The 16808-nt window shown below is 68.0% G+C and carries 17 protein-coding genes; 4 read left to right on the top strand and 13 right to left on the bottom strand.

Annotated features, from left to right (window positions below):
• Positions 1–76: 76 nt before the first annotated feature.
• The 4 genes from V3B41_RS06660 to V3B41_RS06645 all read left to right on the top strand — a co-directional run bounded on the left by V3B41_RS06660 (position 77) and on the right by V3B41_RS06645 (position 3224).
• Entirely contained in the window at positions 77–403 is a 327-nt protein-coding gene (locus tag V3B41_RS06660) for a helix-hairpin-helix domain-containing protein (RefSeq protein ID WP_049429368.1), read from the top strand.
• A gap of 352 nt (positions 404–755) precedes the next feature.
• The gene (locus V3B41_RS06655; protein WP_329860549.1) at positions 756–1841 is read left to right on the top strand and encodes a L,D-transpeptidase; all 1086 of its coding nucleotides are present in this window, start codon (positions 756–758) and stop codon (positions 1839–1841) included.
• Between the two features lie 17 nt (positions 1842–1858).
• Entirely contained in the window at positions 1859–2584 is a 726-nt protein-coding gene (locus tag V3B41_RS06650; RefSeq protein ID WP_004147404.1) for a murein L,D-transpeptidase catalytic domain family protein, read from the top strand.
• Between the two features lie 34 nt (positions 2585–2618).
• Complete coding sequence (locus tag V3B41_RS06645) at positions 2619–3224, top strand: HutD family protein (protein ID WP_049429352.1); 606 nt, start codon at positions 2619–2621, stop codon at positions 3222–3224.
• A 115-nt stretch (positions 3225–3339) separates the two neighbouring features.
• Here the strand turns inward: V3B41_RS06645 and V3B41_RS06640 are convergent, their stop codons facing one another.
• From V3B41_RS06640 to V3B41_RS06580, 13 genes are all read right to left on the bottom strand, one after another.
• Positions 3340–4944, bottom strand: coding sequence for a sulfite reductase subunit alpha (locus V3B41_RS06640; protein ID WP_049429353.1), 1605 nt, complete (start codon positions 4942–4944; stop codon positions 3340–3342).
• Positions 4941–5912 (bottom strand): FAD:protein FMN transferase, encoded by a 972-nt coding sequence (locus tag V3B41_RS06635; protein WP_049429354.1) that lies wholly within the window; start codon positions 5910–5912, stop codon positions 4941–4943. The genes V3B41_RS06640 and V3B41_RS06635 overlap by 4 nt, the downstream gene beginning before the upstream one ends.
• Before the next feature lie 54 nt (positions 5913–5966).
• The gene (locus tag V3B41_RS06630; protein ID WP_049429355.1) at positions 5967–6770 is read right to left on the bottom strand and encodes a DUF4198 domain-containing protein; all 804 of its coding nucleotides are present in this window, start codon (positions 6768–6770) and stop codon (positions 5967–5969) included.
• Between the two features lie 68 nt (positions 6771–6838).
• A complete protein-coding gene (locus V3B41_RS06625) occupies positions 6839–7357 on the bottom strand; it encodes a DUF2271 domain-containing protein (protein ID WP_005408420.1) in 519 nt (172 codons plus the stop codon).
• Positions 7358–7383: 26 nt separating this feature from the next.
• Positions 7384–8022: a PepSY-associated TM helix domain-containing protein gene (locus V3B41_RS06620; protein ID WP_049429356.1), complete on the bottom strand. Its 639-nt coding sequence runs from the start codon at positions 8020–8022 to the stop codon at positions 7384–7386.
• 163 nt (positions 8023–8185) lie between these two features.
• A complete protein-coding gene (locus tag V3B41_RS06615; protein ID WP_295551489.1) occupies positions 8186–10606 on the bottom strand; it encodes a TonB-dependent receptor in 2421 nt (806 codons plus the stop codon).
• 145 nt (positions 10607–10751) lie between these two features.
• Positions 10752–11150: a hypothetical protein gene (locus V3B41_RS06610; protein WP_197633089.1), complete on the bottom strand. Its 399-nt coding sequence runs from the start codon at positions 11148–11150 to the stop codon at positions 10752–10754.
• A 165-nt stretch (positions 11151–11315) separates the two neighbouring features.
• Positions 11316–11993, bottom strand: coding sequence for a Fe2+-dependent dioxygenase (locus V3B41_RS06605; RefSeq protein WP_197633090.1), 678 nt, complete (start codon positions 11991–11993; stop codon positions 11316–11318).
• Positions 11994–12003: 10 nt separating this feature from the next.
• On the bottom strand, positions 12004–12723 hold the full coding sequence (locus tag V3B41_RS06600) for a tetratricopeptide repeat protein (protein ID WP_049429360.1): 720 nt from the start codon (positions 12721–12723) through the stop codon (positions 12004–12006).
• A 68-nt stretch (positions 12724–12791) separates the two neighbouring features.
• Positions 12792–15098 carry a TonB-dependent receptor gene (locus tag V3B41_RS06595; protein WP_049429361.1) on the bottom strand — a complete coding sequence of 769 codons (2307 nt, stop codon included), beginning with the start codon at positions 15096–15098 and terminating at the stop codon, positions 12792–12794.
• Between the two features lie 147 nt (positions 15099–15245).
• On the bottom strand, positions 15246–15650 hold the full coding sequence (locus tag V3B41_RS06590; RefSeq protein ID WP_049429362.1) for a hypothetical protein: 405 nt from the start codon (positions 15648–15650) through the stop codon (positions 15246–15248).
• Between the two features lie 174 nt (positions 15651–15824).
• Positions 15825–16157, bottom strand: coding sequence for a non-heme iron oxygenase ferredoxin subunit (locus V3B41_RS06585; RefSeq protein ID WP_049429363.1), 333 nt, complete (start codon positions 16155–16157; stop codon positions 15825–15827).
• The gene (locus V3B41_RS06580; RefSeq protein ID WP_049429364.1) at positions 16154–16693 is read right to left on the bottom strand and encodes a GNAT family N-acetyltransferase; all 540 of its coding nucleotides are present in this window, start codon (positions 16691–16693) and stop codon (positions 16154–16156) included. Before V3B41_RS06580 ends, V3B41_RS06585 begins: the two co-directional genes overlap by 4 nt.
• Positions 16694–16808: the final 115 nt, after the last annotated feature.

The raw sequence follows: 16808 nt of genomic DNA, 5'->3' as shown, positions 1-16808 counted from the left end.
ACATGTGGTGACGGACACTGTTCCTGCCGACGGGATTGCCGGTCGGGACGGCCAGAATCACAAGGAGATACACGTCGTGCCTTGGTTTGTCGTGTTGAGGGTGCTGGTACTGGTAGTGGGGATCGCTGGGGCGCATGCCGCCGAACCGATCGACATCAACCGCGCCGATGCCCAGGCGCTGCAGCAGGGATTGACGATGGTCGGAGCCGCCAAGGCCGAGGCGATCGTCGAGCACCGGCGCAGACACGGCCCGTTTCATCGCGTCGAGGACCTGACGCAGGTGAAGGGAATAGGGAATGCAATCGTCGAACGGAATCGACAGCGGATCACCGTAGGCAACAGGTTGTTGCCGGCGGATCCGGTACCCGGATCGGTACCGGTGCGAACCGTACCCAGGCGCTGACAGCAGGAATCGTCGGAACCGGCAGGAAGCTGGTTCACCGGACACAGGCAGGACGCCTGTGCCCACCGACCGCCGCAGGACGCGGCACCAATCACCAGGATGGTGGCATCACAGACCTGTGGAAGGGGCTGAGATACAAACAGGACCGACGCGGCCGCGTGCAGGATGCAACGCTACCCCCACAGCGCAGGATGCGAGGGGGCGGCAGCAGGCCGACAGGGACGTAACGATTGCCCGGTACGACACATGGCTGTGTCGCCGGGCAGTTTCATTTCCGGCGCCCGGTTTTGCCGCGGCCACCACGGGGCGATGGTGTACGGTGGCCGCTCCGCATGGAAAGGACACCCGCTGGATGTTTCCGCATCGCCCCACGACCCTGATGCTCGCCCTTGCACTGGCCCTGCCGCTGCTGGCCCAGGCCGCTGCACCGACGCCGGCCGCCAAACCCGCGGCTGCCGCTGCGGCCACCGCCGAGGTACGCGGGCCGACCGACCTGAAGCCGGGCGAATACCTGTGGCATCCGGAAATCTCGCCGACCGGCCCGATCGTGCTGGTGGTCAGCCTCGATGAGCAGCGCGCCTATGTGTACCGCAACGGCATCGCCATCGGCCTGACCACGATCAGCTCGGGCAAGGCCGGGCACGAAACACCAACCGGTGTGTTCACCATCCTGCAGAAGGACAAGGACCACAAGTCCAACCTCTACAACAGCGCGCCGATGCCGTACATGCAGCGGCTGACTTGGGACGGCATCGCCCTGCATGGCGGCAGCCTGCCCGGGCATCCGGCCTCGCATGGCTGCGTGCGCCTGCCGCAGGCCTTCGCGCAGAAGCTGTTCAGCGAAACCCAGCGCGGCGATACCGTGGTCGTGGCCGATGCCAAGAGCTCGCCGATGACTCTGGCCTATCCGTCGGTGCTGGCGCCGGTCAACGCACGTGGCCAGGCCTTGCCGGAGACCGAGGGCGGCGCGCCGGCGCAGGCCTGGTGGGATGACAGCGCGGCCCCGGCCGGGCAGGTCGGCATCCTGGTCAGCCTGCACGACCAGCGCCTGTACGTGCTGCGCGATGGCGTGATGATCGGCGAGTCGCCGTTGAAGGCCGACGCGCTGCCGGCGTTCCAGGGCACCACCCTGTTCGTGATGGGGCAGGGTTACAGTGATACCCCCAGCCCGCTGGACGCGAACCAGCGCCTGCACCAGTGGACGGCCTACCCGCTGCTGGGCCAGGACCGTGCCCAGGCCACGCCGGACCTGCTGGCCACGCCCTCGCTGCCGATGGCGCTGCCGACCGATTTCGCTCGCCAGCTGTACCAGGTGCTGGTGCCGGGCACGACCCTGCTGGTCACCTCGCTGCCGGCGGTCCGCCCAAGCCCGGCTGAATCCGGAATGCAGCCGGTCTTGGAATCCGAGCCGCCAGGGTCCACCCTCAAGGGCAACTGAGTCCCCTCGTTGTGCCCATGACTGCATCCCGCCTGTGCCGGCTGGCCGCGTTCGGCCTGCTGGCGACCTCGGCCAGCGCCCCGGCGCTGGCACAGACGCCTGCCCTCGCTACCTCTGCCGATGATCTCGCTGCCCTGCTGTCGCGCAGCGCGCCCAAGGCCGACCGCCACGTGCTGCAACTGGCCGCGCATGCCATGCGCTGTGCACTGCAACGGCCGGAGTTGGGCATCAACGGTGATCGCCTCAGCGTGATCGACTACTCGCGGCCGTCCACCGAGCCGCGGCTGTGGGTGTTCGACCTGGCCCACCAGCGCCTGCTGTTCGAGGAATGGGTGGCGCATGGCCGCAACAGCGGTGAGAACCGCACCGAGCACTTCTCCAATCGCGATGGCAGTTTCATGTCCAGCCTCGGCGCGTTCACCGCGCAGGAAACCTACATGGGCGGCAATGGTTACTCGCTGCGCCTGGCGGGGTTGGAACCGGGCTTCAACGACCGTGCGCGGGAACGGGCCATCGTCATCCACGGCGCGCCCTACGTGAATCCGGCGACCGCGCAGCTGCAGGGGCGGCTTGGTCGCAGCCTGGGCTGCCCGGCAGTGCGCCTGTCGGTGGCCAAGCCACTCATCGACGCGTTGCGCGGTGGCACGATGGTGTTCGCGTATTACCCCGACCAGGACTGGCTGAAGCACTCGCAGCTGCTGGGCGGGGAGTGTGGTGGCCAGGGCACGCTCGCCACGCGGTGATGCACGACGGCGCGCGGCATGATGCAATGCGCCGATGAACATCGACTCCCTGCTGCACACTCCGAGCCAGGTCATTTCCAGCCTGGACTATCGCCGCGAACGCTGGCGGAATGGACTTGGCTGGACCCGCGAGATCCTGCGCCTGCCTGCGGAGGGCGATGACTGGGCGCTGCGCCTGTCGGTGGCCGAGATCGAGCAGGACGCCGCGTTCTCCGCCTTCCCCGGCGTGGAGCGCGAACTGGTACTGCTGCAGGGCAATGGCGTGCGCCTGCGCTTCGACGATGGCCGCGTGGCCGAGGTGTTGCCGCCACACGGACGCGTGCGTTTTGCCGGCGAGGAAACCCTGCACGGTGAACTGGTCGATGGCACCACCCACGACTTCAACCTGATGTGGAAGCGCGAGCTGCTGCAGGCCGAACTGCTGCACCGGCCGCTGGTGGGCGCGATGTTCTTCTTCTGCGAACCGGGCGTGGCCTGGGCGCTGCATCTGCTGTCCGGTCAGGCGGAGTTCGGTGCCGACAGCGGCCTGCCCGCGCTACGGGCCGGCGATACCGCGTGGTTGGCGGCCGGCGAACGTCAGCGGCACGCGTTGCAGGGCGGTGGCGAGTTGTTGGCGATACGGGTGGCGAGCGCCGGGTAGCGCCGGACCATGCCCGGCGTCATGGTGCGAACCAAGGTTCGCACCCACCAGAGAGCATTTGTGGTTGGGGTCAGAGCCCTTTCCTGCGGAAAGGGATCCGACCCCGAGGGTTCGTTCAATACACATCGCGCCGGTAGCGACCGGCCAGCAGCAGCGCTTCCTTGCCCGAAATACCCAGCACCTGCTCGATCACCGCATCCACCGCCGGGGCCATGCCCTGCAGGCTGCCGCAGACCAGGATCGTGGCGCCTTCATCCACCCACTGCCGCAGCGTTGCCGCTTCGGCCAGCAGCCGGTCCTGCACATAGCGATGCGCGCCGCCGTCGCGGCTGAACACGGCATCCAACCGCGCCAGTGAGCCGTCGGCCAGCATTGCCTGCAGTTCTTCACCGAAGTGGAAGTCATGCGCGGCGGTGCGCTCACCGAACAGCAGCCAGGTCCGTCGTGCGCCACTGCGGATACGTTCGTGCAGATGCGCGCGCAGGCCGGCAATGCCGGTGCCGTTGCCGATCAACAGCAGCGGCACGTTGGCGGCCACGCCATGGAAGTTGTCGTTGCGACGCAGCCGCAGCTGCACCGGTTCGCCGATGGCCGCGTGGTCGCACAGCCAGCCGCTGCCGATGCCAGGCGTGCCGTCCGCGCGCAGCTGTCGGCGCAGCAGCAGCTCGACCGCACCGTCGGCCATCACCGAGGCGATCGAGTACTCGCGATGGGGCAGCGGTTGCAGGGTCGCCAGCAATGCGGGCAGATCACCTGGGGGAACCAATGAGGGCAGGTGCGAGCGCGCGACGCGTGCCAGCAACGTCTGCCCATCATCCAGCACGGTATCCGCATCGAAGCGTTGCGCGTCCAGCCACGCGCGCGCGATGTGGCGGGCGTGTTGTGGCCCGATCTCGGCGATGTCACCGGCCTGCCACTGCGCATCTGCATCGGCCGGAGGCTGCAGGCGCAGCCAATACACGGGGCCGCCGGGGCTGCCCGGATTCAGATGCTCACGTTGCAGCAGCGTCCACGGCTGGTACTCGGCCGGGCTCCAGTCGGGCAGTTCACTGGCGCCGCCGGCAAGTTGTCCCAGCAACTGCTGCCAATGGCGCAGTGCCGCCGGATCGGCGTTGTCGACTTCGATCGCGTCGAACAGCGGATGCGCGCCGTGCTGGCGCAGCCAAGTGTCCAGCTGGTGGCCGAATCCGCAGAAGTGGCCATAGCTGCGGTCGCCCAGCGCGAGCACGCCGTAGTGCAGGTGCTGCAGCGAAGGCGGCGCGGCCATCACCCCGCGCAGGAACGGCAGGGCATGATCGGGTGGGTCGCCTTCGCCAGTGGTGCTGGCGATGAACAATGCACGCTGGCTACCGGCCAGCAAGGTGGCGTCGACCTCATGCAGGCCTCGCACGCGCACCGGCACGCCGGCACCACGCAATGCCTCGGCACTGCGTTCGGCCAGTTCGCGGGCGAAGCCCGTCTGGCTGGACCAGACCAGCAGGATCGGTGCGACGTCGGCAGAGGCAGCATCGTCGCGCGGTCGCCCACGCCACCACAGTGCGGCACAGGCCAGCGCATACAACGCGGTGGCGATGATCGCGACCTGCGTTTGCCGTGCAGGTGGCGCGCCCTGCCACCAGGCTTCGCTGAGGTGCAGGCGCAACAGCGCCCAGGCGATCAGCGCCAGCAGGATCAGTACAAGCGCGTTGCCGAGCAGCGCGCGCGACGGCCGTGCGCTCATGCGTCCTGCTCGTCGAGCAGGCGCTGGAAGGCGCTGCTGAGAAATTCGTGCGGGCCATCCGCTGCGCGATGCAGGTAGCGTGCGGCCAGTCCTTCGCGTTCGGCCAGCGCCATGCCGTGCTCGCGGCCTAGTACGGTCAGTGCGGTGGCCCAGGCATCAGCATGCATCGCGTCGTCGGCGACCACCGTCACTGCCGCTGCAACCTGGCGCACCGGTCTGCCAGAGCGCGGGTCCAGGCTGTGACTGTAAGCCTCGCCATCGGCCTGGTACTGGTGCCAGCGATCACCGGAGGTGGCCACCGCCTTGTCCTCCAGCGCCAGCACCCGCGGTGGTGTTTCGGTGTGCGCGTCTTCTTCCGGTGCGGATTCCACCAGTACGCGCCAGGGGTGGCCGTCGGGCTTGCGGCCGTAGCCGGCCAGTTCGCCACCGACCTCGATCAGTGCAGCAGCGATGCCCTGATCGCGCAGCCAGGCGGCCACGTGATCGACGCCGAAGCCCTTGGCGATCGCAGAGAGATCCAGTTCCAGTCCACCCGGTTGCAGCAGCGCATCGTCCTGCCACTGCAGGTGCTGCCAACCGCAGCGATCACGCGTGGCCTGCAGGGTAGCGTCGTTGGGCTGGCGGCGTTCGCCAGCATGTGCACCGAAACCCCACAGTGCCACCAACGGGCCGACGGTGGGATCGAATGCACCATCGCTGGCGGCGGCGATGGCCTGTGCGCAGGCCAGCACCTGGCGCGTCTCGGCCGGCAGCACGCACCATTGGCCAGCGTTGGCGCGGTTGTAGCGGCTCAGGTCCGAGCCGGGCTCCCAGGTGCTCATCTGCGCGACCACCTCGTCCAGCCGCGCCTGGATGCCGGCATGCAGCGGGTGCAGGTCGCGCTGGCGCGGCGCGACCAGCGACACGCTCCAGGTGGTGCCCATGGTGGTGCCACCGAGGCGGGCGATGTCGAGCTGGGGATCGGTCATGGTGGTGTGCTGCAGATGCGATGCCGGGGCTGCCCGGCATCGCGTTCCACGTCATTACTGCGGCAGCACTTCCAGCGTGGCCACGTAGCTCAGGCGGCGCTTGGCGGCTTGCTTCACCGAGGTCTTGTTGTCCTCGGTGCCGGTTTCCAGCCAGTACATGCCAGCTTCCGGCCAGGTCACCTTGATCTCGCCCTTGGCATCGCTGGTGACCTTCAGTTCGTCCTGCGCGTTGCGGTAGCGGGTGGCGCCACGCACGATCTCGAATTCCAGGCCGGCGGCCGGCTTGCCGTCGACCAGCACGCGGAAGGTGGCTTCCTCGCCGGCGAACAGGTCGTTCGGGTGGCCGACGGCGACCAGCTCGATGCCACGGTTGGTGGGCTTCAGCGCGGTGTCGTTCGGCGCACCGTTGGTGACGAAGGTCTCCACGCGGCCCACCGACTGGCTCACTTCCAGCTTCTTTGCGTCCTTGGGCAGTTCGCCGAAGGTGGCGGCGGTACCGCGCCAGCGCTTGCGCTCGCCGTTCTGTTCGTAGGTGGCGAACAGGCCGTCGTTGACTGAGGCGATGCGGTAGGTGCCCGCCTGCTTCAGTTCGAGGTCGAACACGCTGCGGTACTTGCCGGTGGCCGCGTTCTGCGGCTGCACGGTGCTGCCGTCCGGCGCGGTGATCACCACCGACTCCAGGCGCAGCGGCACGTGGTTGAAGTAGAACAGGTCGTTGGAGACCGCACCGTCGACAGTGATCCACGGCGCGCTGCCGGCGATCACGGTCTGCGAGGGCAGCAGCCAGGCCTTGTGGGCCAGGGCGGAGAAGGGAAGGGCAGCGGCCAGGGCGGCGGCGAGGACGAGCGTGCGCTTCATGCGGAGGACTCCAGTTGGAAGGGGTCAGAGCCCTTCCTGTGGAAGGGATCTGACCCCGGAACAAACGGTCAGGGTTTGACGGCGAGGGTGACCTGGCCCAGTTCGGTGGCGCCCTGCGCCTTGCCGTTCTGTGCGGCGGTGGCCGGCCAGGTGAAGGGAATCTTCAGCAGTTCACGGCCGCCGACTTCGCGCACCGCTTCCACCACCAGGGTGTAGTTGCCCGGGGCCAGCTGCTTCAGCGCCGGCTGCCTGTCGTTGAACGACAGCGCGTGCTTGCCGGCCGGGCGGGTCGGGCCGGTCACGCCGTCCACCGGCACCTGCAGGGTGCGGCCGCTCTTGCGCCACCACTGGCGCAGGTCGGGCAGCCACTTGGTGCCATGGCCTTCACTGTTGCTGGTCTGCTGGTACCAGACCGACAGGTTGGCCGCGACTTTCTGGTCGGCGCCTTCCAGCCACACGGCCACATACGGGCGGTGGTATTCGGCCACGTTGAGCTTGGGCACTTCGACGTTGATGTCGAGGGTGGTGGCATAGGCCGGCGAGGTGGCCAGCAGGCCGCTGAGGGCGATGGTGAGGGTGACGCGCATGGGGCGGCTCCGGAAACGAGGGAAAGTCAGTGGATCAGCAGCAGGGCGATCAGCAGCGGGATCATCAGACCGAGGCCGACCAGCGGCCAGGTCATGCGCCGCTGCCGCGCATGCAGGTGCAGCAGGAACAGGCCGGTGATGCAGAACACCAGGCAGGCCACGGCGAACACGTCCAGAAACCAGCCCCATGCCGGTCCGGCGTTGCGGCCCTTGTGCAGGTCGTTGAGGTAGGACACCACGCCGCGCGAGGTTGATTCGTACTCCACCGCGCCGGTCTCGCGATCGATGCTCAGCCAGGCGTCGCCGCCGGGGCGTGGCAGCGACAGATAGATCTCCTCGGCCGACCACTCGGCCGGGCGGCCGCCGATGGCGATGCCCAGCTGCGTGTCCAGCCATTGCCGGACAGGTCGCGGGATCGGCGCATTGCCGTCTTCGCGCGTGCCCAGCTGGCCGAGCAGATCGGCTGGCAGTTCCAGGTGCTGGTTCTGCACCTGGGGCTTGGCCTCGATCTTCGCCGCGTGGTTGAGGGTCAGGCCGGTCACCGCGAACAGCAGCATGCCGATCAGGCACACTGCCGAACTGATCCAGTGCCACTGGTGCAGCGTCCGCAGCCAGAAGCCACGGCTTTGTTGCTGCTGCACGGTGGAAGAGGCAGGACGGCTCACGGCACGGTTCGAGGCGGACGGGGACTGCCCATTACATCATTGGTGAGAATAGCTCGCAATTGCGTGTCGTTCTGTATCCCGGAGGCGGTAGATCCACGCCATGCGTGGATGAAGCGGTGCCGACCAAGGTCGGCACCCACCGAAGCAGGGAGGAGCGCGGTGATCAGAACTTCGCGTTCAACGAAATCCAGTAGCTGCGGCGCTGGTCCTTGGTCGCGTAGTCGTCCACGCAGTTGAACTCGCTCTGGCTGATCAGCAGGCACGACTGCGAGACGAAGTTCTTGTCGAACAGGTTGTTGACCCGCGCGTTCACCGTCAGCCATGGCGTGGCCTTCCAGCTGCCACCCAGGTGGAAGAGGGTGTAGTCCTCGTAGTAACGGGTCTGGCTGACGCCGTTGGCGTCGAGCAGGGTGTCGCGGTAGCGGTCGTAGCGGCCCTCGCCGATCAGCGACAGGCTGATGGCCTCGTTGAGCTGCCAGTTCAGGCTGGCATTGGCCATGTGCCTGGCCGGGGTGGTGCCGGTGATCGGCAGACCCTTCTGCGGGCCGCTGGTCTGCTCGCTCCTGGTCCAGGTGTAGTTGCCGCGCAGCTGCAGGGTGTCGAGCAGGTCGACGTGGCCGGCCAGTTCCGCGCCGCGGGTTTCGGCCTTGTCGATGTTCACGCTCTGGGTGAAGGTGCTGTAGCCCAGCGCCGCCCAGCCCGGGCCGATGTCCACGCAGTAGCCGCTGCCGGCCGGTGCCACTTCGCAGTTCGGGAAGGTGCCGCCGCTGGCGATCTTGTCCTCGAACTTGTTGATGAAGCCGGTGACGTTGAAGCCCCAGCGCTGGCCTTCGTAGTAGGCGGCCAGCTCGTAGTTGGTGCTGGTTTCCGGCTTCAGGTTGGGCGAGCCCACCAGCGGCAGCACGCCCTGGCCACCAAAGCCGGTGATGCCCGGGAACAGCTGGTCCGGACGCGGGGTCTTGTAGCCGGTGCTGACGCCGCCCTTGAAGGTCCACGCATCGCTGGCGTTCCACACCAGGTAGCCGCGCGGGCTGAGATGGCTGCCGAAGATGTTGTGGTCGTCGTAGCGCAGGCCGAAGGTGGCGGTGAGGGTGTCGGTCAGCGCCCAGTTGTCCTCGGCGAACAGCGCCCACATGCGGTGCTTCTGCTTGGTGTTGCTGCGGTAGCCGGCGCCGTCCATGCCGAACACGCCGTCGATCATGTCGGTGTCGTTGTACTGGCCGCCGACGGTCAGCTTGTGCGCGCCGAAGTCCAGATCCAGCATCGTGTCGAGCACGTAGCCTTCCAGTTCCATGGTGCGCAGCGGACGCGGCAGGAACGCCTGCAGGCGCGCCATCTCGCTGGGATTGAGTGCGGTCAGCGCATTGCCACGCCCGGCCGCGCAGTTGTTGGCCGCACCGGTGCGGCGGCAGACCTCATTCCACAGCGTCTGCAGGTTGGCGCGCTCGTCCAGGGTCAGCGGCAGCGAGCGGCCGAGGTTGCTGCTCTTGCTGTGGGTCAGCGAGGTCTGCCAGGTGCCGAAGCTGTAGCGGCCCTGGTGGGTCAGCGACAGCTGGTCGCGCTCGTAGCGCTGGTAGGCGGTGTAGCCCACGCGCGGCTGCACCACGCGGCGGGTGACCGTGCCGCTGCCGTTCGGGTTGGGAATGACTGCATTGCCGACGCGCCACAGGCTGGCCAGGCTGTCGAGGGTGCCGGTCTGGCCTTCGCTGTTGTCGTACTTCTGCCGCGACACGTCGTAGTCCAGCCACAGCTCGTGGTCATCGTTGACGCGGAAGTCCAGGCGCACGCCGGTGTTCCAGTTGGTGTTGGCCACCGACTTGCCACCGCCACCGAAGCCGATGCTGCGCTCCCACAGCGTGCCATCGGGCAGGGTCAGTGCATCCCATTCCGGGTTCGATGCCTTGGCATCGTAGTAGCTGCCGCGCACGGCGAGGCTGAGGCGATCCTTCAGCAGCGGGCCGCTGAGGTACAGGTCGGTGGTGCGTGCATCGCCGAACTGGTCATCCTGCTGCACGGTGAAGCCCTGGGTGAGCGCGCCGTGCCAGCTGTCCTGGTTGCGGCGGGTGATGATGTTGATGACGCCGCCCATCGCATCCGAGCCGTACAGGGTGGACATCGGGCCGCGCACCACTTCGATGCGCTCGATGGCATCCAGCGGCGGCAGGTAGGCGAACTGGCCGCCGCCGAAGTTGTTCGGGTACAGCTGGCCGACATTGCTCTGGCGGCGTCCGTCGATCAGCACCAGGGTGTATTCGGAGGGCAGGCCGCGCATCGAGATGGTGGCGCGGCCGTTCTTGTCGGTGGCCTCCAGGCCGACGTCGATGCCTTCGACATCGCGCAGCGCATCGACCAGGTTGGTGTACGGGCGCTTGCTCAGTTCCTCGCGGCTGACCACGCTGATGCTGGCCGGTGCATCGACCACCTTCTGTTCGAAGCCGGAGGCGGTGACCACCACCTTGTCCAGCGTCTGCGGGGCGCCGGCGATCTCTCCATGGGCGAAAGCAGGGGCCGCCATCGCCGCCAGCACGGCGCTGGTCAGCAGGGGGCGGGACAGGGACGAACGGACACGATGGCGCTGGGCCATGGCAGTTACCTCGAAAGATGCAGAGAGATGCGATGCCGGGCGCGAAGGGCGCGGCATGCATGGGAAGCCCGGTCAGGGGCGGCAGGGATGAAGCAGGCAGCGGCGTGTGGACGCGACCGCGCAGGCGGTCACGTCGTGCCGTGGATCAGGCGAGCGGCGGCGCCTGGCCGCGTTGCTGGCGACGCCCGGGCGCGTCGGCCCAGGGCGTGTCCGGAGCGGCCAGCGGCCAGTCCGGGCGCACGCCGGGCATGGCCGGCGTGGCGGGTACGAGTTCACGTTCGGTGCGCAGCCACTGGCTGGCCAGCAGCAGCGGCGGCGCCTTCTCGGCCGCTTTCACCGGGGCGGAGGCACAGCGGCGCAGCTTGGCCGGGGCTTCTTCCTGCAACGGGCCTTCGCCGCCGCGTTCTTCCAGCGGCATCTGCACGGTCGCCGCTGTCGCCGGATGCGGCAGCAGCGGCAGGGTGCCCAGCAGCAACGCCAGCATCGCCACCCACGCCAGCAGGCTGGCCAGCGCAGGACGCTGACCGCGCATGGCGGTGCCCATCTTGCGATGGATCAGTGGGCGAGGGCGAAGCGGGCGCAGCAAGCAAGGGTCCCCAGGTGGTCTGCCGGCAGCAGCCAGCATCAACGGGGCGTGATTGTAATGAGAGCCGTTAGCCGTTGCAAATGAGAATGATTGCCAAAATGTCGCGGGCTGGCCGGATGGGGCTCAGACTTCGCTCCAGCGCCGCAGCAGGTTGTGGTACACGCCGGTCAGCTGCAGCACCGCCTCGGCGTCGCCGCCGGTCTGCCGCAGGCGTTCGATCGAGCCGTCCATCTCCCACAGCAGGCGCCGCTGCACGTCGTCGCGGATCATGCTCTGCACCCAGAAGAACGAGGCCACGCGCGCGCCGCGGGTGACCGGGTTGACCTTGTGCAGGCTGCTGGACGGGTACACGATCAGGTCGCCAGCGGGCAGCTTCACTTCATGCTCGCCGTAGGTATCGCTGATGATCAGCTCGCCGCCCTCGTACTCGTCCGGATCGGACAGGAACAGGGTGCAGGAGATGTCCGAGCGCAGCTGCTCGCCGTTGGCCAGGTTCATCACCGCGCCATCGACATGGAAACCGTAGGTGCCTCCACCGCTGTAGCGGTTGAAGCGTGGCGGCAGGTACTTCAGTGGCAGCGCCGCGCTGAAGAACAGCGGGTGCCGGGCCAGCGCGACGAGGACGGTCTCGCCCAGCTCGCGGCGCAGCGGCGAGGCCTCGGGCAGCTGCTGGTTGTGCTTGGCCTGCGCACCCAGATGGCCAACCGTCTCGCGGCCATCGGTCCAGTCGGCGACGTCGAGGCGGCGGCGGAACTCGGCCACCTGCGCGGCGCTGAGGATGTCGGGGATGTGCAGCAGCATGCGGAACTCCTCAGTGGGACGGCGGTGCGACCAGGGCGCGCACCTGCGGATGCGGGGACGCTGCCAGCTCCGGCACGATGTGGGCCATGAACGCCGGGCTGCCGTGGGCCAGCGCCAGCCGCAGCCAGTGCACGGCCTGATCGACCTGGCCGGCCTGCAGCAGGATCGAGGCGTAGTTGGCCTGGCCGCGGAAATCGCCGGTCTCGGCGGCGCGCCGGTACCAGTCCAGCGCGGCCTGTGGATCGCGCTCGATCTCCAGGCCGTCCTCGAGATGGCGGGCCAGCAGGTTCATCGATTTGGCGTGGCCCAGGTGCGCGGCGCGCGTGTACAGCGCCAGCGCCTGCGCGCGGTCCAGCGGCACGCCGCGGCCGGTGGCCAGCAGGTTGGCCAGGTTGTACAGGCCCCAGTCCAGCCCGGTGTCGGCCGCGCGGCGGTACCAGACGGCCGCCAGCGCCGGGTCGGGCGCAGTGCCCTGGCCCAGCTCATGGCAGCGGCCGAGCATGTTCATCGCCATCGGCACGCCGTTGTTGGCGGCGGTTTCATACCAGAGCAGCGCGGCCGAGGCGTCCTGCGCGGTGCCTTTGCCTTCCATGTGCATCTGCGCGAGCAGCAGTTGTGCATCGACCTGGCCGGCCTGCGCGGCATCGCGGATGTGCACGAACGCGGCTGCCGGGTCGTGCTGCAGCAGTTCGGCCAGGGCGTCGCTGTCGATGGGGGTAAGGGTCGCCATGGGGTGAGTATCGCCGGAAACAAAAACGGCGGCAGGAGAGCCTGCCGCCGTGGTGGAGCGAAGTTACATCAGAACTTCACGTTCAGTGCCAGGGTGGCCGAGCGACCCGGGGCGATGCTCGCGTAGTGCGAGGCATAGGCCTTGGTGAAGTAGGTCTTGTCGGTCAGGTTCTGCACGTTCAGCTGCAGGCTGATGTTGTCCTGGATCGCGTAGCTGGCCATCGCATCGAAGCGGGTGTAGCTGGCGATCCACTTGGTGTTGGCGACATCACCGTACTGCTTGTCCGAGTAGAACGCGCCGGCGCCGATGGTCAGGCCGATCGGGAAGCGGTAGGTGGTCCACAGGTTGGCGCTGTGCTTGGCGGTGTTCGGGAACATGTTGCCGTTGTTCGGCGACGGTACGTAGATACCGCTCGGGCAGGTGCGGCCCGACACGGCGCAGACGAAGCCGTTGTCCTTCAGCTCCGAATCCAGGTAGGTGTAGCCGCCATACAGGCTCCAGGCGTCGGTCAGCTGGCCGTTGAAGCCCAGCTCGAAGCCGTTGATCTCCTTCTTGCCGGCGTTCTGGCTGGTGCCGTTGTCGACGGTCACGCGTGCGTTGTTCATCACGGTGTGGAAGATCGCGGCGGTCAGGTTCAGGCGGTTGTCGAGCAGGTCCCACTTGGTGCCGAGTTCGAGGTTCCTGGTGTCCTGCGGCTTGAGGTCGGCCACCAGCCCGGTCAGGCCGTCGGAGCCATCGCCACCGTCCATGCCCGGCGGGGTCGAGGAGGTGCCCCAGGACAGGTAGATGCTGCCGTTGGCCACCGGCTTGAACACTACGCCGGCCTGGTAGTTCACGAAATCGTTGTCGTTGCGCAGGCGGGTCGGCGCTGCGTTGAGCACCGGCGTGGTCAGCGTGGTGCTGTAATCGTCATAGCGCAGGCCGACGTTGAAGCTCCACTGTGCATTGAGCTCGATGGTGTCGAACAGGTAGGCGGACTTGGTCTTGGTGCGCTGTTCAACGTCCAGCGCCTTGTTGCTGCGGTAGACGATCTGACCGGCCGCCCACGGATCGTTCGGGTTCGGATTGTTGAAGTCGGTGCAGTTGAAGTTGGTGGCAGCGCCGGACACCCGGCACACCGAGCTGTTGGCCGCGAGAGGTTCCAGCGGATTGGCGGTGCCCGGCGTCATCTGATAGCTGCCGCGGGTCATCTTCTCGTCGCTGTACTCCACGCCCGCGCTGTAGCTGTGCTTGAGCGCGCCGGTCTGGAAGGCGCCGGTCAGGCCCAGCTGGTCGGCGAAGCTCTTGACGTCGACGGCGCGGCTGTTGGTGCGGCGCCACAGGGTGCCGTAGTTGTTCGGGTTACCCTTGCTGTCGTCCGGCTGGGTCCACAGGTAGTCGTTGCTGGTGTTGCCCAGGCGCGCGATGTTGCGCAGCTTGTGGCCGCCGAAATCGTAGCTGGCGTCGAGGGTGCTGATATCGGCGCGGGTACGCTGGAAATCACGGTCGACCAGGCCGTAGTAGTTGTTGCGGTCCGGCACCATCGGGCGGCCGTCGCCGTTCTTGGCCACGTTCGGGCCGCTGGTGAACGGGTTGTTGTACGGGAAGCCGCCGGCATCGGGCAGGTCATCGCTCTGCATGTGGTAGTGGCTGGCGATCAGCTGCGCCGGGCCGTTCAGGCCGAACGCGATCGACGGTGCGATGCCCCAGCGGCTGACGTTGGCCGCATCACGACCGGCGATGTCCGACGCGTGCTTCATCAGGTTCAGGCGGGCGGCGACGCCATCGCCCAGCACATAGTTGGCGTCCACGGTGCCGCGCGCGTAGCTGTCGGTGCCGATGCCCATGCTGGCGCTGGTTTCGTTCTTCAGCTTCGGCGTCTTGCTTACCAGGTTCAGGCTGCCACCACCGGAATCACGGCCGCCGTAGGCCGAGCTCGGGCCCTTGACCACTTCCACCTGCTCCAGGTCGAAGATCTCGCGGGTCTGCGAGCCGACGTCACGCAGGCCGTCGACGAAGATGTTGCTCTGGGAGTCGAAGCCGCGGATGAAGGGGCGGTCGCCGGTCGGGTTGCCGCCTTCGCCGGCACCGAAGGTGATGCCCGGCACCATGCGCAGCGCATCCTGCAGGTTGGTCGCGCCGGTCTCGGCAATCAGCTTCTCCGAGACGATCGACACCGACTTCGGGGTGTCCAGCAGTTCGGCGGTGAACTTCGGCGAGGACGGATTGAACCAGCTGCCGCGCACCTGCACCTTGTCCAGGTCGGTGGCCTTGTTGGTGCCGGAGGCGGCGCCGTCGGCGGCCTGTGCGGCCAGCGGTGCGAAGCCGGCGGCCAGGGTGGCCGAGGCGAGCAGGGAAACGCGCGGGGCGTACTTGCGGGTCTTGATGTGGGTCATGGTCTGGGTGGCGGTGGCTTGGATCAGGAAAGGGCGCGGGCCGGCACGCAGGCGTGGCGGCAGGCAGGAGACGGGTGCTGTAGAGCCGAGCCGATGCTCGGCTTGCCCGAAACGCAATGAGGCGCACGGCAAAGGCCGCAGGGCGCCTCAGCTGGCGTGCGGTGCGGGCGGTGCGTGGCCGGGGTTCAACCGCAGTGCGGGATCGTGCAGCTGCCAGCGCAGGGCGTCGGAGCGCCACAGCGGGATGTGTGCGACAAGCGCGGCGCGCGGTGACGCCAGGCCGGTGCAGGGTGTACTGCCCTCGCCATCGAGCGGTGGCTCGGGGGCAGGGGCGGCGTGTTGCGGGCATTCGTCGGCCGGCGCTTCCGGCAGCGGCAGGGCCTGCAGCAGATCATCCGCGTGGGCCTGCCAGCCGTGTGCGGCCGGATCGCTGCCGCGCCCCTCGTGCAACGCCGACCAGCCCAGCAGCAGCGTCAGCAGCACGGCCACAAGCAGCGGCCACCCGTGGCGGGCGAGCTGGCACAGCGTGGCGGTGGGCGCGGGCGAAGCCATGGCGCAGGGGCGGAGTCGTTACGAAGATGTTACGTAGAATAACATCAACGATAATGATTCGCATGTACGGAATGTGGCCAGCCGCCGGGGTGTCCCCGAAACGCCTTGGGAAGGCCCTCAAGGCGCTTCCGTAGATCCGCCCCATGGGTGGTGCCCTGGGGCGGGCGCGCGGCCTCAATCGCGGTCGTCGCGGGTCCAGACCGCGTCGTGCTCCCGCTTCACCGGGAACTTGGGCACCGGGGTATAGGCCGGGGCGCACAGGGCGCGGCCATCGCGCACGTCGAAGCGCGCACCGTGCAGCACGCACTCCACACTGCCTTCGGTGGTGTCGAACTCACCCGAGGACAGCTCGAACTCTTCATGCGTGCACTGGTCTTCCAGTGCGTACAGCTCGCCGTCGAGGTTGAACACCACGATCGGGGTGCCGGTCACTTCGTCGAACACGCTCTTCATTTCACCCGGCAGCAGCTCGTTGCCGGCACAGACAAAGGTCCAGGCCTCGCTCACGCGGCGGCTCCGGCCAGCGGCTTTTCCAGGATCTCGAAGCGCAGGTCGTCGCGCTTGGGAATGCCGAAGCGTTCGTCGCCATACGGGAACGGCTTCTTGATGCCGGTGCGGCTGTAGCCGCGGCGCTCGTAGAAGGCAATCAGTTCGTCGCGCACGTCGATGACGGTCATCTGCATCACCGGCACGTTCCATTCGCGCGCGGCGTGCGCTTCGGCGGCATCCATCAGCTGCTTGCCGACGCCACCGCCCTGCTGGGCCGGGTCGACCGAGAACATGCCGAAGTAGCCCTTGCCGTCGACATCGGCGACGTGGGCGCAGGCCACCAGTTGGCCCTCGCGTTCGGCCAGCAGGATGGTGGAGCGCGGGCGGTCGAGGTCGCCCTGGATGCCTTCGGCGTCGATGCGGGCGCCATCCAGCAGGTCGGCTTCGGTGGTCCAGCCGACGCGGCTGGCGTCGCCACGGTAGGCCGAGGTGACCAGGGTGATCAGGGCGGGGATGTCGGCCGACGTCGCGGCGCGGAAGGTCAGGGTGCTCATGGGCACATTCTAGGTGGGGTGGGGGCGGGCGCAAATGGGGGCGCGGCGTGGGGGGGGGGGGGGGGGGGGGCGGGGGGGGGGGGGGGGGGCCCGCCGGCCGCCCGGGCCGCGGGGG

The organism is Stenotrophomonas sp. SMYL89, from assembly GCF_036319985.1.
GTDB classification, from domain to species: Bacteria; Pseudomonadota; Gammaproteobacteria; order Xanthomonadales; family Xanthomonadaceae; genus Stenotrophomonas; species Stenotrophomonas maltophilia_Q.
This window is presented reverse-complemented; position numbering and strand designations above follow the sequence as displayed.

Bases quoted from the DNA above. Each gene is read 5' to 3' on its own strand.
- V3B41_RS06655 (WP_329860549.1), top strand. From the start codon at position 756: ATGTTTCCGCATCGCCCCACGACCCTGATGCTCGCCCTTGCACTGGCC.
- V3B41_RS06650 (WP_004147404.1), top strand. From the start codon at position 1,859: ATGACTGCATCCCGCCTGTGCCGGCTGGCCGCGTTCGGCCTGCTGGCG.
- V3B41_RS06645 (WP_049429352.1), top strand. From the start codon at position 2,619: ATGAACATCGACTCCCTGCTGCACACTCCGAGCCAGGTCATTTCCAGC.
- V3B41_RS06640 (WP_049429353.1), bottom strand. From the start codon at position 4,944: ATGAGCGCACGGCCGTCGCGCGCGCTGCTCGGCAACGCGCTTGTACTG.
- V3B41_RS06635 (WP_049429354.1), bottom strand. From the start codon at position 5,912: ATGACCGATCCCCAGCTCGACATCGCCCGCCTCGGTGGCACCACCATG.
- V3B41_RS06630 (WP_049429355.1), bottom strand. From the start codon at position 6,770: ATGAAGCGCACGCTCGTCCTCGCCGCCGCCCTGGCCGCTGCCCTTCCC.
- V3B41_RS06625 (WP_005408420.1), bottom strand. From the start codon at position 7,357: ATGCGCGTCACCCTCACCATCGCCCTCAGCGGCCTGCTGGCCACCTCG.
- V3B41_RS06615 (WP_295551489.1), bottom strand. From the start codon at position 10,606: ATGGCCCAGCGCCATCGTGTCCGTTCGTCCCTGTCCCGCCCCCTGCTG.
- V3B41_RS06610 (WP_197633089.1), bottom strand. From the start codon at position 11,150: ATGGGCACCGCCATGCGCGGTCAGCGTCCTGCGCTGGCCAGCCTGCTG.
- V3B41_RS06605 (WP_197633090.1), bottom strand. From the start codon at position 11,993: ATGCTGCTGCACATCCCCGACATCCTCAGCGCCGCGCAGGTGGCCGAG.
- V3B41_RS06600 (WP_049429360.1), bottom strand. From the start codon at position 12,723: ATGGCGACCCTTACCCCCATCGACAGCGACGCCCTGGCCGAACTGCTG.
- V3B41_RS06595 (WP_049429361.1), bottom strand. From the start codon at position 15,098: ATGACCCACATCAAGACCCGCAAGTACGCCCCGCGCGTTTCCCTGCTC.
- V3B41_RS06590 (WP_049429362.1), bottom strand. From the start codon at position 15,650: ATGGCTTCGCCCGCGCCCACCGCCACGCTGTGCCAGCTCGCCCGCCAC.
- V3B41_RS06580 (WP_049429364.1), bottom strand. From the start codon at position 16,693: ATGAGCACCCTGACCTTCCGCGCCGCGACGTCGGCCGACATCCCCGCC.